Consider the following 26,373-nt stretch of genomic DNA (forward strand, 5'->3'; position numbering starts at 1 on the left):
ATTTATAAAAAATAGTACTTCTGGGTTATACCAAGGCATGGTGCTGACCGCTTTGCGAATACTACAATGACGCCTAATGAATTTGTCATTAATTGTAATGAATACACTAGAAGTAGTGATTCGTTAGCCAGCCGTAGTGATCAAAAAACGCCTACCAATAGCGATTGACTCTCGCGTACACCTGGCCAATCTTTGCAAAACCAAATCAGACCAATTCATCACTGTGAATATTCAACGCTTTCGCTACTTGTACCTCTTTCTACTGATTCCGTGTGCTTCTCACGCCACTGAGCTTACAGGCCTGGTCATAGACGAAGGTATGAATGCCCTACCCGGTGTGACATTACATGTAAAAGGCACCAACCTTGGTGACATCACCAATGGCCAGGGACGGTACTCTATCCATTTGGATAGCGGAAACTACACGTTGGCGGTGAGCTCACTGGGCTATATCGATCAAGAAATAAGCATACATGTCTCTGAAACAGACAAACAGCAACTGGATATAACACTGAAAGAGTCCGTAGATCGTCTGGAAGCGGTCACGATCACTGCTTCGTCCATTAAAGCCACCCTGGAAAGTAAGGGTTTTGCCATGAAGGCGGTAGACATGAAAGATGCAGAGCTTTCATCGATACAGGCTACTGATATATTAGACCGAACGTCGGGTGTGCGTATCCGACAAAGTGGAGGAATGGGATCACGAACGCGATTCAACATAAATGGACTTTCTGGAAATGCCATTCGCGTATTCATCGATGGTGTGCTTATGCAGTCTTATGGCCCATCGTTTTCGCTCAGCAGCATCCCCACGAATATGATAGAGCGCATAGAAGTATACAAAGGAGTAGTTCCCGTAGAACTTGCAAGTGATGCTTTGGGCGGGGCTATCAATATTATACTTAAAAAGAACTACGCTCAAAACACCCTCAATACTTCTTATTCTTTTGGGTCCTTTAATACACACCAGTTCAACACTTCTGGTAGCCTGCACCGCCCTAAATCAGGGTTTACATTAAAAGGCTCCGCATTCTACAACTATTCAGACAACAATTATAAGGTGTGGGGAAACCAGGTCTACACTACAGAACCCACTACGGGAGAAATTGCCTATGTGAAAGCCACCCGATTTCACGACACTTATAGCAGCGCTGGTGGCAAAGTAGATGTTGGGGTCACGGGTCGTTCATGGGCTGATGAGCTTCTGTTCGGTATGGTGCTGTCCGAAATGTCTAGGGATATTCAACATGGCGCCACCATGGAGTCTGTTTATGGCAACCGGCGAGCTACCCAAAACACTCAACTGGCCAGCCTGTCCTTTAAAGACAAATCCTTCTTATCCGAAAAGCTAAGTCTGGAGGCATTCACATCAGTATCCAACCTAAACCGACACATCATAGACACCTCTGCGTACATCTTTGACTGGGATGGAAAACGGAAAGCCAGATATGACAAAGACGGCAACCGAACCGGCTGGTATGAATACATCTCTGGTGCCGAGGCAGGCAACCCAACATTGCAAAAAAGTAAAGAGAACGTATTTGTAGGTAGAGCAGTATCTCATTTTCAGCCCACCGACCAGCACAAATTCACCACTAGTTTTTTACACACAGGGTTTGTACGAGACTCTGAAGACCCACTTCGGCATGTCGACATTAGAGACCTGGAAGATACACGCTACTCTAGTAAAACCATAGTTGGGCTGAGCTACGAATACCAGGCTTTTCAGGAAAAACTAAAGCTTTCCAGCTTTTACAAACGCTTTACTCAAGCAGTGCGTGTGGTGGAGTATAAGATTTCTGGTGATGATGAAGTAGAGCTCAACAGGGTCAGACGTGCGGTAAATGCAGATGGGTTTGGCTTTTCGGCTGCCTATGAAATACTTCCGAAAATCCTGCTACTTTCCTCTGCCGAACGCTCATTTAGACTACCTGTAGCACATGAACTTTTTGGCAATCTAGCCGAAAGCCTGGAACCAAACTATGACCTCAATCCCGAAAAAAGTAAAAACCTGAATATCGGGTTTACTCTAGGTGCATTTACTTTCGGCAAGCATGAAGCCAAACTGCAGCTCAACACTTTTTGGCGAGACACCAAAGACAAAATCAAACGAAACGTTCGTGAAGACGATACTGACGAGACCACTGAGTACATCAATGACGATAGCTACCTGAGTAGAGGTCTGGACTTAGATGTGTTTTATGCCTACAACGGCAAAATCCATTTCAATGGCAATATGTCCGTGTTCAACTCCAGGTTCAATACAGAATTTGACGAAAATGGACTGCAATATGACTGGTACCGTGACCGTGAACGCAACGCGCCTTTTTTTACGACCAATTCTAACCTGAAATACCATTTCGAAAACGTAATACAATCTGGCTCTAAAGCATCAATCGCCACCAACCTCGCCTACGTGCACTGGTTTTACCGTGACTGGGAATCCCTGGGTGGAGCAGGCAAAGACATCATTCCCGCCCAAACCGTGCTGGACGTGAGTATCACTTATACCTTTCCTGACCAGCGAATCACCTTGTCGCTGGATGGACGCAACCTGCTTGATGACCAAGTCTTTGACAACTATGCCCTACAGAAGCCCGGGCGAGCTTTATACGGAAAAATCAATTTAAAAATTCTCTAAATCAACATACACACATCATTATGATAAATAATACCTTACGACAACTACTGGCACTAAGCCTTGTGATCATCACCCTGGTGTCTTGTGAAGACGAGCCAGGTGTAGAACCAGAAACTCCTGGTACAACTGACACTACCGAAACAGGTCGTGAATTTTTCACTGTGGCTCTTTCTGCCAGCCCTACTGGCGAAACGAAAGTGTACACGCAGGCATTGGCCGACCTGAGCTCGGGTACCATCAGCTATGATGGATATGGCTTTGAAATGCCTTCTACACGAACTGCCAGAATATTTGGCTCCGCAGATGGTACCTCGCTATTCAACCTTGACTATGGCGGGGGACGCATCTATAAATTTGCCGTAAAGGGTGGAGAGTCTTACCCTATGGAATACGAAAAAAATGTGGAATTTGCTATGGGTACTGCCTATCCAAGATGGACCAAAGCAAGCGAACAATATGCATCCATCCAGTATGCCGACGGGGCAACGGCAGCACGTGTATATGCTTACACGGATAGCACCGCAAATGGTGATGGAACTTACACCTATACAGATTCTTCCTTTGTGCGATCTGACGTAACGCTACGTATCATGAGCGTAGGACTAAACGACCTGACGTTTGGCTCTATTGAGGAAATCACCATACCCGTTAGCGAAACAGATCTGGAGTCTTTCAACTATGTTAGCCGAGTGGATGCTCCTGTCATAGCCGGAAATAAAATCTACTACGGCATGGCAAAAAGTGCTTACAACCCAGAAGATCCGTGCACCGGCCGTGGGTGCCCTGCTCCAGTGTATACCAATGTTGAAACTCTTGTTTTGGACTATCCATCACTTACAAACCCGCACATCATCAGCACAGAAATAGCCGCTGGAGCTACTAATGGATATCGCACCCCTGTAGCATATACAGACGAAAATGGCGATGTATACCAGATCATCACCGTGCCAGACAATACTTATGATACTTATATCCTCAAAATTACCGATGGTGCTTATGACGACTCTTACCAGTTTAATCTGTCTGATCTCGTAGGCGAAAACACACGATCACTGGGATGGTTTTATGTTGGCAATGGTATTGGTTATGTACCTTATCTAAGAACGGATGAAAGCAACTCCAACAGCGATTCGAACTGGTCAGTAGCGCGAGTAGACCTCTACAGCGGAACAGCCGTAAAACTAAACCTGCCCGAAAACCTCTGGCTACAGCAATACCAAAGTGGTGTGGTGAAAGATGGGAAATTCTACATGGCCATCACCCCTACCGGCGAAAATGGCAACATTTACATCTTTGATATAGCCTCTGAAAGTGCTGATGGATTTGCGGTAGGTGCTACCCTCAATAACCTCGCTGAAGGCACCTACATAGGTGTCTATTGATGCCAGACCAAGTCAACCCCACAAATACTCCTCCTGCTAAAAGGGGGAGTACTCTTCATTTTCAAACATCAAATGACATGAACAAATTACTCTCAATACCGCTACTCTTCCTTGTGCTCAGCGGCTTTGGCCAGCAAGGAAATAGCTTTTTGGAACCTTCATTTTGGAAAGAGAACCCTTCGGTAAAAACGATCAAAAAGAAAATAAAGGAAGGGCATGACCCAGCAGCACTCAATGACAATGCATTTGATGGAGTGACCTATGCTATCAATGCCAATGCCTCATTGGAAAGCATCTTGTTTATGCTTGAGCAAGAAGGAAACTCCGTAGATAAAATCACACATGACAATAGAAACTACCTCATGTGGGCAGCCCGAATGGGTAACAAGCCACTTATAGAGCATCTCATCAAAGAGGGATCCAATACCAATCTTACGGATTCTCACGGATACAATGCACTCACTTTTGCTGCGGTAGCAGGAGTGGAAAATATGGCTATTTACGACTTGTTGCTCTCTACTGGAATAGCAGCCACATCCACCAACAGATCTGGAGCCAATGCCCTACACTTACTCGCCGGCAGTATGAAAAACGATGCCTTGATCAGGTATTTTGAGCAAAAAGGGTTGAGCATTCGATCGTTGGATCATAATGAAAATGGCCTCTTTCACTACGCTGCACAACGAGGAAACATAGAAATGATGAACCTCCTGATAGCTGAAGGATTGCCCTATCGAACGCTCAACAAAGCCGGTGAAAACGCCATGATCCTGGCAAGCAAAAGTGGGCGAAGAGGCAGCAATGGACTGGAAGTATTTCAATTCCTGGACAGCAAAGGGGTAGCTGCTGATATCGTTAGTTGGGAAGGCAACACCCCACTTCATGGTATCGCTGCTGGCGCAAAGGATGAAGCGATTTTTGATTTTTTTGTTGATAAAGGCGTAAATGTAAATCAGGTAAATGAAGAGGGAAACACGGCATTTATGCTGGCAGCCCAGCGCAACAATCTAAAGATGCTTCAAAAAGCCGAGCCGTATACGCATGACATCAACAGAAGAAATCATGAAGGTGAATCAGCGGTGATTTTGGCTGTAAAAAGTGGGGCGGCAAGTACCTTTGAATACCTCAAAACCAGGGGTGCAGATCTCAGCTTCAAAGATGCTAAAGGCAATGATATATTCTACCACATGTTTCAATCACACAGCAAAAGAAACGCCAAAGCATTTCAGACCTTTTTGAATGCCGCCACGGCAAACAATTTAAAGCCGGATTCTGACACAGAAATACTGCATATCGCCGTAGAAAAAGGTGAAATAAGCCTGGTAAAAACAGCACTAAAACTGGGTGCAAAAATAAACCATCGAAACGAGGAAGGACTTACTCCGCTACATTTGGCTGCCATGAAAGCTCAATCCAATGACATCCTACACCTTTTGCTCGAACATGGTGCTGACAAAGGCATAAAAACGGAATTTGAAGAAAGCGCCTATGACCTGGCTCAAGAAAACGAAGTACTTGCAAAAAATGGCGTAGACCTATCATTTTTAAAAGCAAACTAGCATGAACAAAATACATTTAATCACCTGGATAGCAATAACTTTCATAGTGTCTGCATTCAAGTCAGATGTTGGGAGTTCTCAGTACAAATGCATGATTCAGCTCACCAACTACTCTGGTGAAGGTGCATACATCGTGGTGTCGGTGCTCAATGCAAACAAAGAATACGTAGAGACTTTGAGAGTGCTGGGAGATGATGAGGAATGGTATCCGGACCTACCTACCTGGTGGTCATTTTTCGAAAAGGCTGGACAAGAAAATGTAGATGCAATCACAGGTGCAACCATAGCCGGAGGCGAACGCTCCATTTTTATCCTGGATATCGACGATCGCTATCTGGACAATGGTCATTTTCTTCGTTTCGAAACGTCAGTAGAACATCAAAACTATGTAGAAAACGACGTGCTTTTGCCCTTAAAGAGCTCATCAATAAGCGGAAAGTTTGAAGGGAGCGATTACATCCGATATGTACGATTGATCCCAAATTAAACCTAAAACAACAGTGCTAAAAAACCTATGGAGATACAGCCATTTTATATTGGCTGTATCTTCTTCTTTATTTTTACTCCTGGCCACTCTCAGCGGCCTCATACTCGCTTTTGGGCCAATAAATGCTGAGATAAACACGTATCAGTTAGCTGGATCTCAAGATATTACCATCCAAACACTGATTAATAACCTTGGCAATGATTATGACGAGATTTTGGAAATTAACCGGGATGCTAGTGGCGCAGTTCAAATATCCGCGTTTAGTTCAAACCCTGCCTTCGATGGTGATTTTTACCTGGATCCCGTCACAGGAAAGAAGATAGCTGAAATACAGGATAAACACCCAGTCTTCACCTTTACCACCAACCTACATCGTTCACTTTTTCTAAAAACCCCGGGTAGAATATTTGTAGGCATTGCATCTTTTCTCCTGTTGCTCATTGTAATCTCAGGTCTCGGACTGCTCATCAAAAGACAAGGCGGATTTTCCAGGGTATTCTCCAGGGTGATAAAAGAAAACCGCGAACAATACTACCATGTCACGCTAGGCCGATGGGCTATAGTGCCCATTCTCATCATCGCGATTACGGGCTGTTACCTGTCGCTTGTTCGATTCGAAATCATCGCTACCACTAAAGGTGAATGGGAAAATGGCCAAACTACTGAGCATGGCGATGCTTTTGAACGCTACCAACTTAAGGATTTGCGTAGCCTGGAGTTCCCATTCACGAAAGAGCCAGAAGACTATTACACCCTTTCTCTCAAGGACCGAGAACTAAAAGTGCATCAATACACCGGAGATGTAGTACAACAGCGACGCTACCCCTTTTCACTTATGGTGGCGATGCTCAGTTTTGATCTGCATACAGGTGCAGGTAATTGGTGGTGGGCTGCGGTACTTGCTGGCTCATGCCTAAGTATGCTCTATTTTATGTATTCTGGAGCACTGATTTCCATTGCCCGTCTAAAGAGTAAAACCAAAAATAAATTTAGCCCTCAGGAGGCCGAATACGTCATCCTGGTAGGCTCTGAAAATGGAAGCACCAAACATTTTGGCCATGCCTTACAGCATGCGCTCATTGACCAAAAGAAAAAGGTCTACCTGGATGACTTAAACAATTTCCAATCCTACAAGCAAATCAACCACCTGATCGTGTTGACCAGCACCTATGGTGATGGAGAAGCCCCGGCCAATGCATCCAAATTCATTGAGACCTTTCACCGTACGCCTATTCATCGTCCCTTTCAATCAACCGTGGTTGGATTCGGCTCCAGGTCCTACAGCAAGTTTTGCCAATACGCCATGGATGTGCATGATGCCATTAGCGATAATAATCTGGTGAGCTTGCCCTCCACTCCTACCTTAATCAACGACAAAAACCTGGGAGCTTTTCAGGACTGGGCACGCTCATGGTCTGTAGCGCAGGGCTTATCTCTCAACCTCCCTACCGACAAGCTTCAATCATCTGGAAAAGCCTTAAAACTCACCATTGTAGCTAAAAAATCGACTCAAAATGAAGAAGAAGAAACTTTTACGCTGGAGCTAAGCCCCAAAAAGCGCCTAAGGGTCCATTCTGGTGATTTACTTTCTATTACCCCTCCCGGAGACGCTGTGGAACGACTGTACTCTGTAGGAGTGCTGCCAAACGGAAATATGATCATCAGTGTAAAACGCCATAATCATGGTATCTGCTCCAACTATTTGAATCAATTAGTGCTCGGTGAAACTTTCACCGCAGCAGTAAAGAACAACACTCACTTCCACCTTCCCAACAAAGCTACAGCGCTAGTCATGATTGGAAACGGTACAGGTATTGGCCCTTTCCTTGGGATGATTAACACCAAAACAACCCCAAAAAAACACCTGTATTGGGGAGGACGCACCACCCAATCCTTTGTCCTGTACGAGGACTTTATATCAAGAGCACAAAAGCAGCAATCACTTCAAAATATTCGAATTGCGCTAAGTCAGGAAAGTAAAAAACAGTATGTGCAGGACTTACTCCTTGAAGATCAGGAAAAAGTAGCCAGACTCATCAAAAAAAACAGCACACTAATGATCTGTGGAAGCCTCGCCATGAAAAAAGGCGTTTTAGAAGTGCTGGCAACCATCTGTTCGAATCACGGCTTACCGTCCATCCAGGAGTTAGAACAAGATGGGTTTATTCGATCTGATTGTTATTAGCCCTAATTCACTATTCCCAACTCCCGAGCCTTTTGTACAGCCTGGGTTCTACGAGTGACGTGTAGCTTTTGATAGATGTTAGATAGGTGGGTTTTTACAGTATTTAAGGAAACAAACAACTTATCTGCAATCTCCTGGTTTGAGTGGCCTGCGCACAGCAATGCCAACACTTCTAGTTCACGCTCGCTGAGCTGATGCGCTGCACCGCGCTGCTTATCGACGGATGCCTCAGGCTGACCTTTGAGCCCTCTGGTACCTAGAAAGACGCCCAGCCCCATAAATAATACTGCGATGATGCCACCGAAAAATTCAAGCTGCAGATCACGCACCAGCGTGCGGTAGTGCACCACTTGCTGCACCAATATCACCAGACCCATCACCAGGCCATACATCAAAAAGCTGCGCTTCATTTGGTCATTTTGGCTTTCATAGCACGTACGCGCGCCAGCAGTGGAGGATGTGAATAGTGCACAAATACATACGCTGGATGGGGCGTCAGATTGGATAGATGGTCACTGCTCATCTTTTTCAACCCGTCGATAAGCGGTTGCCCGGCATAGGTTTCCACGGCATATGCATCGGCTTCATATTCATTTTTCCTGCTTAGCAAATTACTCAGGAGTCCGAGCACCCTGGACACAGGGCTGTACAGTATCCCAAAAGCTAAAATATTCAGGTGAAGTGAAGTTACCTGTCCACCCATCGCCCAACTCACTTCGCTGTTGTAGATCATTTTGGAGAGTAAAAACAACATCAACCCCACGGTAGCAATACTGACGATCGTGCTCAGTACGATGTGCTTTTTCTTGTAATGGCCTACCTCATGGGCAAAAACAGCTGTAAGTTCTTCTACAGTATGTTTTTCGATCAGTGTATCAAAAAGAACAACCTTCTTATTGCGTCCCAATCCAGAAAAAAATGCGTTGCCTTTGCTAGACCTTTTGGAACCATCCATTACAAAAATGTTTTTCAGCGGAAAGTCCACCTTTTGGCTGTATGTTGTAATGGCCTCCTTGAGTTCTCCATCTTCTAGTGGTGTGAGCTTGTTGAAAAGCGGTAGAAACAGTGTGGTATAAAACACATTTAAAAACAAAATGAAAAGGGTGATGACCACCCAGAAATAAATCCAAAAATCACTCCCCATGCTCATCACCAGATAGATCAAAACACCTAACAGCAGGCCTCCAATAAGAATGGTGAGCACATAGCTTTTAAGCTTATCCATCCAGAAAGTCTTAGGAGTCATTTTATTAAACCCAAAGCGCTCCTCTATCACAAAGGTGCTGTACCAGCTAAAGGGAATACCAATGATGTCAGAAATAACGAACAACACTCCAAAAAACAGCAAAGTAGTGACAGGCGCCACTGGCGACCAACCTCGTACCCACTCATCTAGCAGACCAAACCACCCTAACGATAGCGCAAGTACCATCACCACAAAACTGAAGGTAGAAGTAAGCATTCCAAACTTGGAAGTAGCCTGGTTATAGGCCTGAGAGCGTTCGTATTTCTCTTTATCATAAATTCCTTCTAGCTCTGCAGGTATGGGTTTTTTAGCACTTTTATTGTTGAGCAATTGGAGGATGCGCTCCAGCGCAAAATCCAGCACTACAATGACCAACAATGCAACAAGAATGGTTTGTTCGTTCATGCTGCAATGTTACTAAAAGCATGACACTCTTAGAAAAAGGGTAGAAATCTGCCCTTTTTGGACGAGTCCCAAAATACCCCCAAGGAGGTATTTTGTCTGGCATCCCCCCCGTTTAACTTTGTAATAGAATTAAGTTGTCAACACCACCAACGTAATCAAACGGTGCTGTGTCTATTTCAAAGGACAACCGTATTTGTACCGCAAAACCAAAAACTATGAAAAACTTATTGCTTTACATGACCCTGGGGTCTATCATCCTTTTTACCAGTTGTAATGAGAGGGACGAGAAAAATGATGAAGAGATCAACGAGCCGCTTACCGCGGAGGAAAACAAAAAACTGATGCAAGAAGCAGGCGTGGAGTTTGTCAATGAAATGACTACTATGCAGCAACAAGCAGGTGTAGGTGCCATGACTTCCCTGGGTGTAATCATGGATGAAGATGACGATGAGCCTTCTGGAGGACGTATTCAGGGAGCCAATAGCGTAGTGAGACTATCGAAAGCAATCGTTGGTCTGGCGCATGGCAAAGTCTCCACAGTAGAGTTTGGGCAGGCTTCTGCACAACTCAATGATGAGGACGATGACGAGTTTACTTCACTGGAGGAGCTTTTCAATGAAAACACAGGTACTTATGACTGGGATGCCAGCCTTAGCGATTGGGAGTATACTGACAACAGCAGTACCGAACTAATCTTCAACTATCCATCAGAGCATGATGGCACCTCAAACAATGCCACATTAACGCTCAGCAACTACTCTAGCGTCCGTGTAGCAAATCCGATTGATGAGGAATATGAAGGTGACCTGCCTACCTCACTGGATGTATCGCTTGCCGTAGATGGGTCTGTAGCTATGACCTACGGCTTCACGGTAAAATATGGCGATGATGGCGTGCCTACCAAAGCGGATACAGAAATGACCATGGGTGATTTCGCTATTGCAGTGGGCATGACCAATACCAATTCCCTGATTGGTGCGAGTGTCTCTTTCCGCAATGGTACCAAAACCCTCATTGGTGTATCATCAGAAGCTAAAGGTGATTTCTCAGATACTGCTATCGAAAAGGCTGACGACACAGAAGATCCTACAGAGGTACTTACTGAAGCAAATTTCGAATTCATCTTTATGGACCTAAAACTCGCTGGCAACATGGACTTTGTGCCTTTGTACAACGAGGTGGCAGATTTGGAGACTTCCTATAACAGTTACGATACTATACCACGCGCCGACCTGGAAGCCAATGCTGAAACCATCGAAACCGCCCTCAACACACACACCACATTGACGGCCAGCTACGTTTCCACAGAGAAAAAAGCCGCAGATGTAGAGTGGTACACCTACATTGACACCTGGGAAGACGGAAGCAACAAAGAAGAAGATGTAGAACTAGGCGCCCGCATGGTATTTGAAGACGAAAGCAAAGTAGACGTAGAAGACTTCCTGGAAACAGGCTTCGAAAGCCTTGAAAGCGCTATCAATAACCTTTTGGATCAAATCTCAGAGGACCTGGATGACGACATAGATCACATCGACTTTGATGATTTAGATTAATTTATTCATACAGTATTTAAAAGCCCCGCCAGAAAGCTTCAGCTTTCCGGCGGGGCTTTTTTATGCGCTGACGTAAGATACGACAACCAACTATTCATCGAGAAAATGCGTCTTACAGCAAAGCTAATTGTATGAAAAGAACAGTTCTTGTAACCTGCATAGGCCTTTTCATTGGCATCAGCTCTTGCGATGAAGAACCATTGGAGCTTTTCGATAATGGGCTGGAGTTTGGACACTCCTATGGAGAATGTATCGGAGCAGGCTGCGTAGTGACTTATCGCTTACAAAGTGGCAAATTATACCAGATAGACAGACCATCTTATGCTGGATGCGATCAAAATGTGCAACTTTCTGTGCTTCCAGATTCTTCGTTTGTCAAAGCAAAAATACTTCTCACTCAAATCCCAGAGCAGCTTTGGCATGAACCCACAGGCAATATAGGCACTCCAGATGCCTATGATCAGGGCGGCATACAAATCAGCCTCTCAAAAGATGGAGAAAAAAGATGCTGGTTCATTGACACCAACAATCAAGCAACTCCAGACTACCTACACCATTTTATCGATTCTGTACAAGAGGTAATTCAAGAGCTTCCTTAAGTCGGTTATTGAAAAACCACATTGCCATAGCTCACCCCGTATCCTCCCCAAATACCCAGGGCTGGTTTGTTGCCTCGGATGTTGGATGCTACTTCATTTCCAACACTTCCAAAGGGATTACCCACCAGATAGAGTTCCTGCTCCAATGTATTCCAAAATCGATAATGAGCCTCATCAATGTGGCATAGCTTCACGCCGATGGTGTCCCCTTTTTGAAACAACACCTCATCTCCAAGCTCCAATGCCGACCTGGGCTGGCGAAGTACTGGGTGGCTGTATGTTTCACCATCAAATGTGCGATCCAACAACGTAGACTTAAATGCCGGCACATAGGCGGCACCATTTGTACTAGTAAAAAATCGGTAATAATCGTCCTGCAATCCAGCATCATTAAACTGCACCCATAACTGCCCCAGCGTGTCCACCTCCTGATCTACCTCGATCCATACACTATCCAGGTCTACCGGCTTAGGAATGGTGGTAGTAGCCGTATAAACTCCCGCCTCACTTCGCACTTCCAGGTGATAGGTTTTGCCCGGCTCGCCTGTCAAATCAGTACCTCGATAAAAGAAGGGAGGATAAACCTCATTGTTGCGAAATAGTGTGAGCACTTCCGAATTTTCGCCATCAGACACCTCTACTCTGGCCGTAGCCAAGACCAGCTCCTGTAGGCTAGCCGAATCTACCGGCTCATAAAACCCTGAGCTATACGTCAGATATACCACCGGATACTGCCCCTGCTCTATGAACCCATCGATGACCACCTTGCGCTCATTGAAGTCAGCCTCATCTAGGCCATTGCATGCGGCTATCAGCACCAAAAGGGGTATCAAGATGGTCTTAAAATTCCAATTCATAACTCACAGATGGCATAATGGGAAATAGGGAAACCTCCTCCAGGTTGATATCTAAAGAATAATTCTCGACACTACCCTGTACATCGAAGTACATAAAATAGGGATTTCTACGGTTATAGAGGTTATAAACGGAAAACACCCAGGTAGCATTGGGGTGACGCCTGGGCACCAGAGATGCTGACACATCCATGCGGTGGTAAAGTGGCATACGCAGAGCGTTTCTTGAAGAATACTCGCTAATGACTCGCTCCCCGATGAGATATTTGGCTGTGGGGAGGGTAAGTGCCGTGCCACTTGCCAGCTTTAGCATGGCACCAAAGGTCCACTGGTCCTTCTTCCAACTTGCTACTACATTAAGATCGTGCGTACGGTCATACTTGGCGGGGAAAAAATCTCCTCCATTGATTTCATCAAACTGCCTACGCGTACGGCTTAGGGTATAGTTGAGCTGACCGGTTACTACTCCCAGTTCTTTTTTGATAGTTGCTTCCAGCCCTACCGAATAGCCTTTTCCAAAGATGAGGTCATCATCCAGGTTTGGACTGTCCGAATAGCCCGCTATAGCTCCATCCCGCCACTCTACCTGGTTGCTCATCTGTTTACCAAAAGCACCAATAGACCAGCTGACAGGCCACTCTACTGCTACCCTGTGATAGGCAATTGACAGCTGATGGGCCACTTGAGGCTTTACCCGACTGGTAGACGGCACCCATAAGTCCGTAGGCAAGGAAACCGAACTAAGCGGCGACAGGTGTATGTATTGGAAAGTACGATCAAAGCTGGCCTTGACTGAACTCCTGGGATCCAATAAATAGCTCAGTCTTATTCTGGGCTCCAGGCCTACATAGGTCTGCACCACCTCTCCGCGTCTATAACGAAGCGTATCTACCTGATCACTCGCTTCTATGGCATTGACTCGCTCAAAAGGACCAAACTGTGAAAATCCGCTCATGCGTAGCCCTATCCCTAGTCGCCACTGCACATCCAGCGCTAAGTCATCCTGAACAGACACAGACCATTCAGCTGTATGCATCATTTCAGAATGTTCCAAATCTACCGCTACCTTTCCGGTATTAACTTTTACTTCACTTGGACGAAATCCTCTGTAAGTACTCTCCATCCCAAAAGTGAGGGAATGGTTATTGATATCCACATGATACAGAAGCCCACTGCGGACGTTTTGAATGTAGCTACTCATCGCCAATTCGAAGCTTACGATTTCCGCCACAAACTCTTGATCAAAAGTACCGCCATTGGCATAAAACTCCAGATCCTGATTTGCATGAATGAGCCACTTCCATACCATGCCTATGCTTCTGGTTTTCCAGTACATATCGTTTCTAAACGTGCGGCTGCTTCGGTAGTCATAAGCATCCTGACCTACAAAGCCGGTAATAGACAGAAGATGCTTTTCCCCTATTTGCTGGGCGTATTTAAGGATAAGGTCTGAAAACCGATAATCTGTACTTCGCCTTACTCCGCTGTTTTCTTTAAAAGCATTTTGAGTAATCAAATCTAAATATGACCTGCGTGCAGACACCATAAACGCTGACTGCTCAGACAGAGGAACTCCTAACGTCACATTAGCTGATAGCAGCCCTACACCTACCTGGCCTTCTACCCTTTCGTACGAAGGGGTGCTGGTTTGTAAATCCAACCTTGACGAAAGCCGCCCTCCTATGTGTGCCGGATAACCAGCTTTGGTGAAGGTGGCACGTTCAATAGCATTGGCATTAAACATGGAAAAGAAACCAAACAAGTGGCTGGCATTGTAAAACTCCATGTGATCAAGTCTGATGGCATTTTGATCAATACCTCCTCCTCTAACAAAATAGCCATTGTTTCCATCAGTGCCTGTAGAAACTCCCGCCTGCGTTTGGATAAATTTGATCGGGTCACGCTCTCCCAAAAGGTAGGGCAAGTGCTTTACCGATTCTAGTCGAAAACTCAAGTCGGTACTCGCCTGGGCCAATTGCGCCGCAGCGCTACTGGCATTGATCACCACAGATTCCATTTCAGAAGCCTCAGCTCGCAAAGTCACCAAATAGCTTCCTGCAGATGATAGTGTATCGATCTGGTCCCGATAGCCTACATGTTCTGTTAAAAGGAAAACTGGAAATTTCGTTGGACTGAAAGAGATTTTCCCGGTTTCAGATGCAATTATAAAAAGGCCTTCCGAAGTACTTACCGTAGCAGATGGTAGTGGATCACGGCCTGTATCCTGCACCTGAAGGTGTACTTTTTCCTGACAGAATGATTGACTGCCAATGAACAACGATGTAACAAGTAAAATCGCCCGGAACATGATATAGCGAAGTTATTTGTTTCCGGGCGAATGCAAACTACCCCTTTCAGGGTAAATCCCAGGTGTGACTATTTCACATAGGCATCATAGGCCACTATGGTCCCATCCGCTCGATGCTTCAGCTCCGCCATTTTGATGCTACGCAAAAAAGTACGCCCGCCAGACAAGCTGCTATCATGATAAAACAGGTACCATTTCCCCTGAAACTTAACAATCGAGTGGTGATTGGTCCATCCTATAACGGGTTTCAGCACGACTCCACGGTAGGTAAATGGGCCATAAGGGTTGTCACCCGTCGCATAGACTATTTTGTGGGTATCACCAGTAGAATAGGATAGATAGTAGACACCTTCATGCTGATGCACCCAGGCAGCCTCAAAAAATCTGCGATGATTGTCGCCTTCCTTGAGGAGATCACCGTTTTCATCCAGAATCAACACATCCCTGGGTTCTTCTGCTAATCCTCGCATGTCTTCGCTCAGCCGCGCTACCTTGGGCAGCAACGCATCTTCAGTAGGTTTGGGCAGCTGACCATTGGCGTCATACTGCCCCGATTGCCAGTTTTGCAGCTGACCACCCCAAATACCTCCAAAATACAAGTAGTAAGCTCCATCATCATCTGCATAAACTGCCGGGTCTATACTAAAACTACCTGCTATTGGCTCTGATTCTGGAGTAAAAGGCCCCTCTGGTCTATCCCCCACAGCTACACCAATTCGAAAAACATCTTGTTTGTCTTTTGCCGGAAAGTACAAAAAGTATTTCCCGTCTTTTTCCGCCGCGTCCGGAGCCCACATCTGACGCGCAGCCCAGGGCACATCTTTTACATCTAAAGCCACTCCATGGTCTTTCACTTCGGCACCGGGCTCTTTCATAGAAAAAACATGATAGTCTTTCATATCAAAATGACTCCCCAGGTCATCTTCAGGTATCCCCGACTCTATATCATGTGATGGATAGATGTATAGTTTATCCTCAAAAACATGAGCAGAAGGGTCTGCTGTGTAAAGATGTGTGACCAACGGATCCGTTTTCCCTACGGGCAAGGCACCCTCCTTTTTTTCAGTTTGCCCCTCCTTGCTGGCAGGCTGACAGCCTGACAAAATGATTAGGGTCAAAACAAAGAAATTCAATGCGTTAAATCGATTCATATGTACGTTAAGATTATTACTTCAATCCTAAACCTAAAGATTTATCAATCGATTACTCTGCCGCTAGCGTCCTGTTCTCAACATTCTAAACTTTTCAGTCCATGATCCGAACGATTTGATAACCACCACACATTACTGCTTAGGAAGTTCCCCGGCCAAAACACCTTTAAAATTATTTAGTTAGGGTTATCAACTGACCTATAGAAATTCTCAAACATTTCGCGAACTTCGCATCGCACAAACGTGCTATTGAGGTATGACAAAAGATCGAAAAGTAAACATCGGTATCGTACAGACATCCTGTGGTGATGATCTGGACCAAAACATGCAAAAAGCAATCGCTGGCGTGGAAGAAGCCGCCAGTCAGGGTGCACAGATTGTGTGTTTGCAGGAGCTCTTTCGCAGCAAGTATTTCTGCGATGTGGAGGACTATGATAATTTCCAGTTGGCAGAGGCCATTCCGGGCCCCAGTACGGAGGTATTTTCGGCTGTAGCCAAAAAACATGACGTGGTAATCGTAGCCTCACTTTTTGAAAAGCGTGCAGAAGGGCTCTATCACAACACTGCAGCAGTGATAGATGCAGATGGCACTTATCTGGGCAAGTACCGAAAGATGCACATCCCCGATGACCCGGGCTATTTCGAAAAATTTTATTTTACACCAGGAGACCTGGGGTTTAAGACCTTTCAAACCAAATATGCGAAAATAGGCGTGTTAGTATGCTGGGACCAATGGTACCCGGAGGCAGCACGAATCACTGCACTAAAAGGTGCGGAAATGCTCTTTTACCCAACAGCTATAGGCTGGCACAAAAGCCAGGATGAGCAAACGAACCAGGAACAACACAACGCCTGGCAAACGATCCAACAGTCTCACGCTGTGGCCAATGGCATACCTGTGATTGGAGTGAATCGTACGGGCGTAGAAGGCGACATGCAGTTTTGGGGCGGCTCCTACGTTACCAATGCCTTTGGATGGCTCGATTATAAAGCTCCACACCTCGAAGAAGTGGTAAAAGTTGTGCCTGTGGACCTGTCTAAGTCTGACAGCTATCGCATACATTGGCCGTTCTTGCGCGACAGACGCATAGACGCCTATAGCCCTATAGAAAAACGCTACCTCGACGAAGAATGAGTACTCCTAAAGCTGATGGACTCAGGTTTCCTGCAGAGTGGCACCCACACCGCGCTACCTGGCTGAGCTGGCCACACAACACGAACTCATGGCCCGGCAAGATCGAAAGTATCTACAAGCCGTATTGTGAGTTTATCAGAGAGGTAGCCAAAGGGGAAGAGGTCTGTATCAATTTGGCCAATGCCACGATGGAAAAGCAGGCGCGCAATTACCTGACGGAAGTCGGCGCAGACTTAAGCAAAATCAAGTTTTATCAACACCCCACCAATGATGCCTGGTGCCGAGACCATGGACCTGCCTTCGTCATAGGTGAAGGAAAGAAGGCTATCGTCAACTGGGGCTACAACGCATGGGGCGAAAAATATCCACCTTATGATTTGGACAACAAAATACCGGAGCTAGTTGGGGGTGCCCTAAGCCTGCCGGTATACCAACCGGGAATAGTGATGGAAGGCGGATCTGTGGATTTTAATGATGAAGGCATCATCCTCACCACTACCGCCTGCCTGCTCAACCCCAACAGAAACCCACAGCTCAATCAAGCACAGATAGAATCCTACCTGAAGGACTATTATGGAGCTAAAGAGATCTGGTGGATAGGTGATGGTATCGTAGGAGATGATACCGACGGACACGTGGATGACATCACGCGATTTGTATCCAATGATACCGTAGTGACTGTAGTGGAGCCCAATGAAGCCGATGAAAATCATGCCCCTCTGGCCGAAAACCTGGAACTACTCAAAGGCTTTCAACTAGCTGATGGTACACCCCTGAAGGTAGTGGAACTACCGATGCCTGCGCCGGTGGTATATGAAGGCCAGCGCCTCCCAGCCTCGTATGCAAACTTTTACATCGCGAATGAATGTGTGGTAATGCCGACTTACAGAGACAAAAAGCACGACGGTGAAGCCCTGGAAATACTCCAGTCTTGCTTTACCGACCGAGTGGTGATTGGCATAGACTCTACTGATATCGTATGGGGGCTTGGAAGCTTCCATTGCTTGAGCCAACAGGAGCCAAAGCACTAAACAAACATTCGAGCCAGCTGCTTAATAAAAACCAGAGTATGGAGCGGATGCCTCATGGAATTGCCGGCCCGAATGTAATTTTTTTATGAGAAGGCTAACCCTCCATTGATGTCTACATTGTTGCCTGTCATAAACGAAGCTTCATCACTGGCCAAATACGCTACCAGGTCCGCCACTTCTTCCGCACGGCCTTCTCTTCTCAAAGGCGTAGAATTGGCTACATTTTCACGTACCTGATCTTTGGTAAACGTATCGTGAAAAGTGGTAGCAATCATTCCCGGACAAACAGCATTGATGCGTATTCCCTGTGGGCCAAACTCTTTGGCCCAGTTGCGAGTCAATGTCATCACAGCCGCTTTAGACGAGGCATAAATGGCAGATCCAGGACCACCACCGTCTCTTCCTGCCTGTGAAGCCAGGTTTACGATAGCTCCTCCTTTTCCCATCAAAGCTTTGAAGGCTTGCGTGACAAATACAGTACCCTTGAAATTTACGTCCATCACGAGGTTGTAAAAATCCTCATCCAACTCTTCCACCGTCTTTCGCGCAAACAACCCGCCGGCATTGTTGACCAATATGTCTACATGATCACCAAAAGCCTCTTTCGTTTTAGCTACTAAATTATCAATGTCTGACTGGCTCGACACATCAGCCTTAACTGCGATGCCTTCTCCTCCCACGGCTTTGATAGCCGCCAATGTGTCTTCACTGTCTTTTTCACTGTTGTGATAGTTTACCACCACTTTAGCTCCTTCTTTCGCCAGTTTTACACAGATCGCTTTTCCAATATCGCGTGCTCCACCGGTTACTACCGCCACTTTTCCTTTAAACTTCATCTTACTAAATGATTTGATTATTGAAATACTGTATGCTGAGTTCTGCTCCTCCAGTCACTAGATGCCCAGTGCCTGGCCACCACCTACCTGAATGGTCTCCGCAGTGATGAAAGAAGCATCCTTGCTAGCCAAAAACGACACTACAGACGCCACTTCCTCTGGTTCACCCAACCTTCCCAACATAATATTGTTTTTCCAGGAAGCAAACACTTCTGGCTTGGTTTTCTTGATCTGAGCGTGAAATGGCGTGTCAATCGTACCCGGAGACACGGCATTTACGCGAATTCCGTATTCGGCAAGATCTTTGGCCAGCGCTCGGGTAATAGCGTGCACACCAGCCTTAGATGTACCATAAACACCCGCTCCAGGTCCGCCAGCATTCCATCCGGCATTGGACGTGTAGTTGATGATGCTAGCATTCTCACCTTTCTTGAGATATGGTATCGCTGCTCTGGATGTAAAGAAAACAGAGTCCAGGTTGAGTGCCATCACAAAACGATAAAACTCGGTAGTCATCTCTTCAAAACGTGATCTCCCGCCAAGTCCTCCAGCATTATTGACCAGCACATCGATACGGCCATATTTTTCTCCTATGGCTTTGATGTTGGCCGTCACTTCTTCTTCTTTGGTTACATCGAATCCATAGTATTCTGCTTCTATGCCTTCCTTAGTAAGTTCATCTACACGCTGTGCTCCAGCGTCATCTTCTATGCCATTGAGCATTACCGCATAGCCTTTTTTTCCAAGGCTTTTGGCTACTTCAAATCCAATTCCACCGGTTGCTCCGGTGACTATTGCTATCTTTTTTTGTTCGTTTCCCATGATAATATTTTTGAGTTGAATAATTAATAACTAAATCAGCCTACAGGCTTTATTTCTTTAGCAAAAAAGTTGATGGAGAGGTATCCCAAAGGAACAAATACCGCAATCATCACGAATATTGGTGTATATGAATAGTTGTCTGTGATAAAAGGAACCAGGAAGTTCATAATGATCACAGAAAAGATACCTACCGTTCCTCCCAGTCCTGCCAATGACCCAACGGACTTGCCACTAAACAAATCACTAGGTATGGTTTGGATATTGGAGATTACAAACTGGAAGCCAAACAAGACACCCGCCACGATGACCACAAATTTGATTGGCGTATTTCCAAGTAAGATCGTCGCAATCATTCCAAGAAACATGATCACACAGCCTACCAAAATGGTCTTTTTACGTGCTTGATCCACTGAAGCACCATTGGTCATCAGGCGTCCGGAAAAATACCCTCCAGACAAGCTTCCAAGCGCTGCACCTACATAGGGCACCCAGGCCATGAGACCAATTTCTTTTACATTGAAGCCATAGACATCTGCCAGGTAGATAGGCATCCAGCCTACAAACAGCCACCAGATGGGCTCTACAAAAAAGCGCGACACCAGTACCGCCCAGGATTCACGGTGAGACAGAATCTGTCCCATGCTCAGTCCGGGTTTTTGATCGTCTTCATCTTTTTGCTCTATACCTGCCAGTATATATGCGCGTTCTTCATCTGTAATCCACTTGTGTTTGGCAGGCAGTGCTTTATTGAATATCAACCACGGAATCACCCAAACCAGCCCCAACAAGCCCAGCAACAAGAAGGTCATTTTCCAGCCAATGGCCACCCACACGATCGCAATAAGTGGAGGAGCTACGATAGATCCCATCGCCGCGCCGGAGTTGAATATTCCCTGAGCAAAGGCTCGTTCATTTACAGGAAACCATTCTGCATTACTCTTGACAGCTCCAGGCCAGTTGCCTGCTTCGCCAAGTCCTAGCAAAACGCGAAATACGCTAAACGAAAGCACTCCACGTGCCAGGGCATGTAGCGCTGTAGCCAGTCCCCATACGGTGATGGAAACCACAAAGCCGGCTTTCGTCCCGATCTTGTCAAACATCTTACCCGATACCGATTGGCCTACGGCATACGCCACCAAAAAAACATTCAGGATAAGCGCATAGTCATTTTTGGTCATGCCCAGATCTTTAGAAATATCTGGCCACATGATCGAAAGTGCCGATCGATCTATATAGTTGATGATGGTGGCCAGGCATACAAGCCCTATAATCCACCATCTAAGTCCTTTGATTTTCATACCTAAGGTATTTATGGTTTGTTAATCTTTGTCTCCGAAATACGATGGGCCGTCACCAGACAGGAAGTCCTCACGCACCGGACTGAAGGTATCGATCAGCATCCCTTCTTCCAGGCAAACCGCACTGTGTAGCAGGTTAGGCTCTATATAGACGCCATCTCCCCCTTTTACCACTTGCTTCACTCCATCTATTTCAAATTCAAATTCTCCAGAAACAACAAAAGTGGCCTGTGTATGAAAATGGCTATGAGGAGACCCCAATGCACCTTTTTCAAACTTCACCAGTACCATCATGATCTGATTGTCATAGCCTAGCATCTTTCTGGATACTCCACCACCCAGATCTTGCCATTCTTTACCTTCTGTCAAAATGTATTTTTCGCTTTGTCTTTCCATGTTATTCGTTATCTGTTTTATAAAAATTGTAAATACCCGTCCACTCCAGGTTTTTATTTTCTATCTGTAGTTGATGTCTGCTGCTTTCGTCATCATCTGTGAGCGAAAAGGCAAACACGTATCGATTCCCATTTTTTAGCTCGAACTGTACGGCTACATAGTCTGCGGACTCATGCAAAACCCTAAAATCAGCTATAGCAGTAAATAAGTTTAAAGGACGCTCAGTAGTGTAGTCGTAGCTTCCGTGCAGCTCATAGAGGCTAGCAAAAAGCGTATTGCCGCTTGTTCTACGGTGAATCAACCCCGGATCTCTTCTGAGATTGAAATTAGGGTCATAGGCTCCTATCCTGGTGAGCAAAAGCTCATCTCCCTCTCGTACTGCGGAGTGCATCGTGAAGAAGTTTCGTTTGTTAAACCATGTAAACCGAAATACTTTCCCTTTGGCAATAGCCTGTGCCTCTTGCCATAAGTGCTGGTATCCATCGTGTGCCCCCATAGGGGTCAGCGTATCGTTGGTCTCAAAATCCTGATTAGATGACATAAACTCTCCCAGGTAGTACAGCGGCAAGTCATATCTCGTGCCCTCAGGGGCCTGAACGGCAAACAGGTCGATTACCAAAGGATTTTCGAGCTCCGGCACACGAACTACTGCCATGGTTCGGTGCATCGCTACATCCTTGTAGGCATTAGTTTCTTTGGCACTGACGATTTGCACATCGTCGCCCGGCAAGAAATAGTAGGGTGTTCCGGCCACCTGATCAGCAGCCTTTACCTTCCCATCAAAATGCGAGTCTTTATCTACTACCAGCGTGTTATGCGCCAGCGTTTGCTTGGCCCAGCTGTGATTTTCTTTGAGGTAGCCACCGCCATCTTTATGCTCTATATTGACCCAGCGGGCAGCTCCATAGTCCTGAATCACCTCTCCGTGTGCGTCGTACAGCAAAAAGCCCAGCCTGTCGAAATGACCATGCCCCATGCCATGCTTGGCGTATTTCATCAGCAGCGTTAGGTTGTCTGCCCTGATGATGCCAATAGCCCCCTCATCACCTGCTGCACCATCAGTAAGCTCGATGCTCTTGAAAGTGTAAGGCTGAGTTTTACCTTCGGTTATTCCTTTGGCTGCAGCCATGCCTGCATCATTCAAGGGCACTCTTCCTTGCTTTTCGATGATGGATAGCAGCTCTGGGTCATTGCCACCGTAGTGGTAAGCCATGCTCACGCCAAATACCAACTCTCGCGAAAGCAATGACATGCCCTTCTGTGCATCGTTGATTGGAAAAAACTCCCCTTGCGCATTGGTTTGATTGACTAAAGCATATACAGCTTTGATCAGCAAGCCATTCCGGTAATTTAAGATGCCCAGCTCTGGCTTGTTATTGGCTAGTGCCTGAGCGAAAATCAAAAACGGGTACATGGCATATCGCTGGTAGTAGGGCCCTTCAGTGTAGTAGCCATCCGGCGAAAAAGCTTCGTCTACCTGTGCGAGGAATCCCATTTTTTGGTCCTTATCCAGTATTTGACCTCCGTCATTGTCTTGAGCAGGACCGGTGACAGATGCTTCCCGTGCGCCATAAAGCGCTCGCTGTACCAACTCCTCATCATCCATCACCAGCCCGATCATGCCCACAGCAGCATTACCCCAGGTGCTGTGGTTATGTATGCGATTGAAAAACTGTGGTGTCTCTACAGACAAAAAGTCCGCGTAGGGTCGAAACAATTCTTTATTGAGCGCTTTTCGCTCTTTAGCCGGCAGCCAGTCGTAGATACAATCATAAGCCTGACTGACATATACCAACCAGTTGGCGTCATTGAGGCATTGCCAGAAAAACTTCCCACGTGCATAGGATCGCTCCGCCGGATGTCTGTCCAGTTGAGGGTAGAGCTCTTTGTAAGCCATGAGTACATCTCTTACATACTGCGCATATTTTTCTTCACCTGTGATCTGAAACAGCACTCCCGCCTTTTGTAGGTTGAAAAAATTGGCTTTGTGCTGCTGGTGTGTATAGCCACCGGCCAAATCCACAGGTACGGGTACGTCGATAGGTCTGGCTATTTCGGCATCTATTTGTGCCCTCACTTTCTCTAGTGAAGCGTCAAACAATGGTGCTTTTCCCAGCTGATTTCGGATTTCGTTCAGCCCTTTTTCGGTAAGGATCAACGACGGTTGACCACTTACCAAAAGAGCCGAAATCCCACACAAGAAAACTACTATGAATCTTAAAGTCATCGCACCTCTATATTTTGTTGTGAATACGCCGTACTGTTGCTTTCATGCTTTGGCGTATTGATGTATGTCAAGTCTTCGAGTTGGGTCACAGGCTCACCATTAGTCAGGTGTAGCTTTAGCGGAGCACTGTTTCTCCAGGTATTGTTTTGCACCTTCAGGTTTTGTACTCCATGAAAGTATAGTGACCCTCCTATCTTATTTCTTTTACCGTTTCCTACTTCATCAAATTCATTATTTGCTACGATAGCAATAGGTCCAAAGGTGCTCTCATCAGTGCCTCCGCGGTAGATATTGGCTACAGCTCCCTGCACCTGCTCAAACGAATTGTTATGCAGTAGCACATACTCTACGTTGTACATGCCCAGGTCTTCCACTTCACGAGCCATGGTAGCTACAGACCCTGTGATATTCTTGAAGGTAGAGTTTTCTATAAGCAGCGTATCGGCCATCGTACTCCTATAGATTCTGAAAAAATCAAACGAATGATTGATATCCAGATCTACAATCTCACAGTTCCGGACAAACAGCTTATAGTTGCGGTTCATGGAGTACTTGCTGGTACTCACCACCGTATTTCCAGCCATGTCTGGTGACTCTGCGCCAGACATACGTACATTTTCGAGCTCAAGCCCACCCTCATTATGAATTTTGAAGAAGGTATTTTTTCTGGAAAATATGGTAGCCTTTGCTCCATCAGGGGTCTTAATGGTCACAAGGTGTGGTACCACAAAATCCTTAGTCAGGAGGTATCTGGCTCCATTTTCTAATAGCAGCACGTCTCCAGAAGAAGAATTGCTCAATGCCTCCAACAGGGTATTAGTCCCTGCCTGCACCAATATACTTTTACCTGTACGAAAGGTAGGTTCAGAAATATCATGCTGATAGTATGATGCGCCTACATCAGTCTTGGTTACTGGTAGTTTTGGCTCCCCAAAACCAATCTGACTGAGGTAACGATCAGCGGGGGCTTTGAGACCATTTTCATTGACTTGCACTTCATAGGAGACCTTTTCAAAACCCGTTTGAAGTGGTGGCTCCGCTTCTTTATTGATCAGATTGTCAGCAAATTCAATTCCCGTGATATCATCGTAGATGGTAAATGGCTTAGGGTTTGTCTGGCTTAAGAAAATATTATTAATCATGGTGGTGCCTACCGGAACAGCACTTCGCTCCTCATCACTTCCAGCACACAGCTGCACATGGTCACAGTCTACCAGTACATTGCCACTGATTTCAGAATCTACTACCTGATTATAGCGATTGATAGGTGAGTTGGGAACGCCGTTCATCACCACCAGCGCTCCTCGAAACCGGTAGCCTGTGAGTCCGCTCATGTAGTTGTTTTTCACCGTTTGGTATTCATTGATCACTCGAATTCCTCCGGTGTTGGGCTTGCGATTTCCCAAAAAGTAGTTATTTTCTACCAGGGTGTATTTGCCATGCCGCATGGTCAGCGTACCTCTGCATTGGTCAAAGACATTGCTTTTAAAGCTGTTATTCCCTGATTTATTCGAGATAATTTCATGCTCGCCATCGCATCTGTCGAAATAGTTGTTTCTAACAATGGTTTTGCTGTCAGTGAGGGAATAGTGACTGGTGCCTATTCGTAATGTTTCTCCTCCATTGGCGCCGAGGTTTTGTCTCGGGCCAAAATAATTGTATTCGATTACATGGTTGTTTTCGCGGCTTTCTTCGGTATTTAGGCGCACGGCCATGGTCACACCCAGGTTCCTTTTACCGATCAGGCTGTTGTGGTCAAATCGGTTGTTCTTGCCATACATGGTCACCCAGATGTCCGACTCAAATCGCTCTGGATTGCTGAAGTTGTCAATAACACAATTGGTAACACGGGAATGGTAGGCCAGCTCATCATCAGCCGTACGAAAAGCGATCACAAAGCTGGTAGGCGAATAGCCATTTTTGAATACCAATCCAGAAACTTCAAGGTGCTCTCCAGAGAGTGACAGGTTGGATTGGCCTTCTATAGTTACCTGACCGGGTGTTTGTGCTGTCAGAGTAATTTTCTCCTCAGCCGTACCCGAAGCGCGAAACCGAATCTCTATATCCTTCCAAGCTCCATCAGCCATGGTAATGACATCTCCGGGTTTGGCTATGGCTATGGCCCGGTGCAGCTCCTCTTTATTGGTCACCACTCCATCTTTGGTACTGCTGCATGAAAAAGTAAGCAGCGCTAAGCAAAAAGAAAGGGCTATATATAATAGGCTTGGTCGTTTCATAAATGTTTTTTCAAAAGAGGA

At 45.9% G+C, this 26,373-nt stretch carries 20 protein-coding genes; 9 read left to right on the forward strand and 11 right to left on the reverse strand.

Annotation, left to right across the window (positions count from 1 at the left end; genetic code table 11):
• Positions 1-136: 136 nt before the first annotated feature.
• From C7460_RS14630 to C7460_RS14650, 5 genes are all read left to right on the forward strand, one after another.
• Positions 137-2,641: a TonB-dependent receptor gene (locus C7460_RS14630; protein ID WP_115868863.1), complete on the forward strand. Its 2,505-nt coding sequence runs from the start codon at positions 137-139 to the stop codon at positions 2,639-2,641.
• 20 nt (positions 2,642-2,661) lie between these two features.
• The gene (locus tag C7460_RS14635; protein WP_115868864.1) at positions 2,662-4,023 is read left to right on the forward strand and encodes a hypothetical protein; all 1,362 of its coding nucleotides are present in this window, start codon (positions 2,662-2,664) and stop codon (positions 4,021-4,023) included.
• 77 nt (positions 4,024-4,100) lie between these two features.
• On the forward strand, positions 4,101-5,582 hold the full coding sequence (locus C7460_RS14640; RefSeq protein ID WP_170148026.1) for an ankyrin repeat domain-containing protein: 1,482 nt from the start codon (positions 4,101-4,103) through the stop codon (positions 5,580-5,582).
• A gap of 1 nt (position 5,583) precedes the next feature.
• Positions 5,584-6,069, forward strand: a complete 486-nt coding sequence (locus C7460_RS14645; RefSeq protein WP_115868866.1) for a DUF2271 domain-containing protein — start codon at positions 5,584-5,586, stop codon at positions 6,067-6,069.
• Positions 6,070-6,082: 13 nt separating this feature from the next.
• Positions 6,083-8,254 (forward strand): PepSY domain-containing protein, encoded by a 2,172-nt coding sequence (locus C7460_RS14650; RefSeq protein ID WP_115868867.1) that lies wholly within the window; start codon positions 6,083-6,085, stop codon positions 8,252-8,254.
• Positions 8,255-8,256: 2 nt separating this feature from the next.
• On the opposite strand, the gene C7460_RS14655 is transcribed toward C7460_RS14650, so the two are convergent.
• Together C7460_RS14655 and C7460_RS14660 are read right to left on the reverse strand one after the other, a co-directional pair.
• Positions 8,257-8,664 carry a helix-turn-helix transcriptional regulator gene (locus C7460_RS14655; protein ID WP_115868868.1) on the reverse strand — a complete coding sequence of 136 codons (408 nt, stop codon included), beginning with the start codon at positions 8,662-8,664 and terminating at the stop codon, positions 8,257-8,259.
• On the reverse strand, positions 8,661-9,905 hold the full coding sequence (locus tag C7460_RS14660; RefSeq protein ID WP_115868869.1) for a M48 family metallopeptidase: 1,245 nt from the start codon (positions 9,903-9,905) through the stop codon (positions 8,661-8,663). The genes C7460_RS14655 and C7460_RS14660 overlap by 4 nt, the downstream gene beginning before the upstream one ends.
• Positions 9,906-10,120: 215 nt before the next feature.
• On the opposite strand from C7460_RS14660, the gene C7460_RS14665 reads away from it, so the two are divergent.
• Together C7460_RS14665 and C7460_RS14670 are read left to right on the forward strand one after the other, a co-directional pair.
• A complete protein-coding gene (locus C7460_RS14665) occupies positions 10,121-11,458 on the forward strand; it encodes a hypothetical protein (RefSeq protein ID WP_115868870.1) in 1,338 nt (445 codons plus the stop codon).
• A gap of 131 nt (positions 11,459-11,589) precedes the next feature.
• Positions 11,590-12,057: a hypothetical protein gene (locus C7460_RS14670; protein WP_115868871.1), complete on the forward strand. Its 468-nt coding sequence runs from the start codon at positions 11,590-11,592 to the stop codon at positions 12,055-12,057.
• A gap of 5 nt (positions 12,058-12,062) precedes the next feature.
• Here the strand turns inward: C7460_RS14670 and C7460_RS14675 are convergent, their stop codons facing one another.
• The 3 genes from C7460_RS14675 to C7460_RS14685 all read right to left on the reverse strand — a co-directional run bounded on the left by C7460_RS14675 (position 12,063) and on the right by C7460_RS14685 (position 16,370).
• Positions 12,063-12,914, reverse strand: coding sequence for a DUF4249 domain-containing protein (locus C7460_RS14675; RefSeq protein WP_115868872.1), 852 nt, complete (start codon positions 12,912-12,914; stop codon positions 12,063-12,065).
• Entirely contained in the window at positions 12,898-15,219 is a 2,322-nt protein-coding gene (locus C7460_RS14680) for a TonB-dependent receptor plug domain-containing protein (RefSeq protein ID WP_115868873.1), read from the reverse strand. Before C7460_RS14680 ends, C7460_RS14675 begins: the two co-directional genes overlap by 17 nt.
• 68 nt (positions 15,220-15,287) lie before the next feature.
• Positions 15,288-16,370, reverse strand: a complete 1,083-nt coding sequence (locus tag C7460_RS14685; RefSeq protein WP_115868874.1) for a glycoside hydrolase family 43 protein — start codon at positions 16,368-16,370, stop codon at positions 15,288-15,290.
• A 256-nt stretch (positions 16,371-16,626) separates the two neighbouring features.
• Between C7460_RS14685 and C7460_RS14690 the strand changes: the two genes are divergently transcribed.
• Entirely contained in the window at positions 16,627-17,505 is an 879-nt protein-coding gene (locus tag C7460_RS14690) for a carbon-nitrogen hydrolase (RefSeq protein ID WP_115868875.1), read from the forward strand.
• Positions 17,502-18,536: an agmatine deiminase family protein gene (locus C7460_RS14695; RefSeq protein WP_115868876.1), complete on the forward strand. Its 1,035-nt coding sequence runs from the start codon at positions 17,502-17,504 to the stop codon at positions 18,534-18,536. Before C7460_RS14690 ends, C7460_RS14695 begins: the two co-directional genes overlap by 4 nt.
• Positions 18,537-18,619: 83 nt before the next feature.
• Here the strand turns inward: C7460_RS14695 and C7460_RS14700 are convergent, their stop codons facing one another.
• From C7460_RS14700 to C7460_RS14725, 6 genes are read right to left on the reverse strand one after another with little or no spacing between them, the layout of a single operon-like run.
• Positions 18,620-19,372 (reverse strand): SDR family NAD(P)-dependent oxidoreductase, encoded by a 753-nt coding sequence (locus C7460_RS14700; protein WP_115868877.1) that lies wholly within the window; start codon positions 19,370-19,372, stop codon positions 18,620-18,622.
• A gap of 57 nt (positions 19,373-19,429) precedes the next feature.
• Positions 19,430-20,194: an SDR family NAD(P)-dependent oxidoreductase gene (locus tag C7460_RS14705; protein WP_115868878.1), complete on the reverse strand. Its 765-nt coding sequence runs from the start codon at positions 20,192-20,194 to the stop codon at positions 19,430-19,432.
• Positions 20,195-20,229: 35 nt separating this feature from the next.
• Complete coding sequence (locus C7460_RS14710; protein WP_115868879.1) at positions 20,230-21,492, reverse strand: MFS transporter; 1,263 nt, start codon at positions 21,490-21,492, stop codon at positions 20,230-20,232.
• Between the two features lie 21 nt (positions 21,493-21,513).
• Positions 21,514-21,888: a cupin domain-containing protein gene (locus C7460_RS14715; RefSeq protein WP_115868880.1), complete on the reverse strand. Its 375-nt coding sequence runs from the start codon at positions 21,886-21,888 to the stop codon at positions 21,514-21,516.
• Between the two features lies 1 nt (position 21,889).
• Positions 21,890-24,115, reverse strand: a complete 2,226-nt coding sequence (locus tag C7460_RS14720; RefSeq protein ID WP_115868881.1) for a heparinase II/III domain-containing protein — start codon at positions 24,113-24,115, stop codon at positions 21,890-21,892.
• Complete coding sequence (locus C7460_RS14725; protein ID WP_115868882.1) at positions 24,112-26,352, reverse strand: polysaccharide lyase 6 family protein; 2,241 nt, start codon at positions 26,350-26,352, stop codon at positions 24,112-24,114. Before C7460_RS14725 ends, C7460_RS14720 begins: the two co-directional genes overlap by 4 nt.
• Positions 26,353-26,373 lie beyond the last annotated feature (21 nt).

Source organism: Marinoscillum furvescens DSM 4134 (assembly GCF_003386095.1).
GTDB lineage: Bacteria > Bacteroidota > Bacteroidia > Cytophagales > Cyclobacteriaceae > Marinoscillum > Marinoscillum furvescens.

What these genes read in the sequence shown, in the direction of transcription:
- C7460_RS14715 (WP_115868880.1), bottom strand. Translation starts at nt 21,888, where the DNA reads ATGGAAAGACAAAGCGAAAAATACATTTTGACAGAAGGTAAAGAATGG.
- C7460_RS14675 (WP_115868872.1), bottom strand. Translation starts at nt 12,914, where the DNA reads ATGAATTGGAATTTTAAGACCATCTTGATACCCCTTTTGGTGCTGATA.
- C7460_RS14685 (WP_115868874.1), bottom strand. Translation starts at nt 16,370, where the DNA reads ATGAATCGATTTAACGCATTGAATTTCTTTGTTTTGACCCTAATCATT.
- C7460_RS14645 (WP_115868866.1), top strand. Translation starts at nt 5,584, where the DNA reads ATGAACAAAATACATTTAATCACCTGGATAGCAATAACTTTCATAGTG.
- C7460_RS14705 (WP_115868878.1), bottom strand. Translation starts at nt 20,194, where the DNA reads ATGGGAAACGAACAAAAAAAGATAGCAATAGTCACCGGAGCAACCGGT.
- C7460_RS14670 (WP_115868871.1), top strand. Translation starts at nt 11,590, where the DNA reads ATGAAAAGAACAGTTCTTGTAACCTGCATAGGCCTTTTCATTGGCATC.
- C7460_RS14655 (WP_115868868.1), bottom strand. Translation starts at nt 8,664, where the DNA reads ATGAAGCGCAGCTTTTTGATGTATGGCCTGGTGATGGGTCTGGTGATA.
- C7460_RS14660 (WP_115868869.1), bottom strand. Translation starts at nt 9,905, where the DNA reads ATGAACGAACAAACCATTCTTGTTGCATTGTTGGTCATTGTAGTGCTG.
- C7460_RS14640 (WP_170148026.1), top strand. Translation starts at nt 4,101, where the DNA reads ATGAACAAATTACTCTCAATACCGCTACTCTTCCTTGTGCTCAGCGGC.
- C7460_RS14690 (WP_115868875.1), top strand. Translation starts at nt 16,627, where the DNA reads ATGACAAAAGATCGAAAAGTAAACATCGGTATCGTACAGACATCCTGT.
- C7460_RS14725 (WP_115868882.1), bottom strand. Translation starts at nt 26,352, where the DNA reads ATGAAACGACCAAGCCTATTATATATAGCCCTTTCTTTTTGCTTAGCG.
- C7460_RS14635 (WP_115868864.1), top strand. Translation starts at nt 2,662, where the DNA reads ATGATAAATAATACCTTACGACAACTACTGGCACTAAGCCTTGTGATC.
- C7460_RS14680 (WP_115868873.1), bottom strand. Translation starts at nt 15,219, where the DNA reads ATGTTCCGGGCGATTTTACTTGTTACATCGTTGTTCATTGGCAGTCAA.
- C7460_RS14695 (WP_115868876.1), top strand. Translation starts at nt 17,502, where the DNA reads ATGAGTACTCCTAAAGCTGATGGACTCAGGTTTCCTGCAGAGTGGCAC.
- C7460_RS14700 (WP_115868877.1), bottom strand. Translation starts at nt 19,372, where the DNA reads ATGAAGTTTAAAGGAAAAGTGGCGGTAGTAACCGGTGGAGCACGCGAT.
- C7460_RS14665 (WP_115868870.1), top strand. Translation starts at nt 10,121, where the DNA reads ATGAAAAACTTATTGCTTTACATGACCCTGGGGTCTATCATCCTTTTT.
- C7460_RS14720 (WP_115868881.1), bottom strand. Translation starts at nt 24,115, where the DNA reads ATGACTTTAAGATTCATAGTAGTTTTCTTGTGTGGGATTTCGGCTCTT.
- C7460_RS14710 (WP_115868879.1), bottom strand. Translation starts at nt 21,492, where the DNA reads ATGAAAATCAAAGGACTTAGATGGTGGATTATAGGGCTTGTATGCCTG.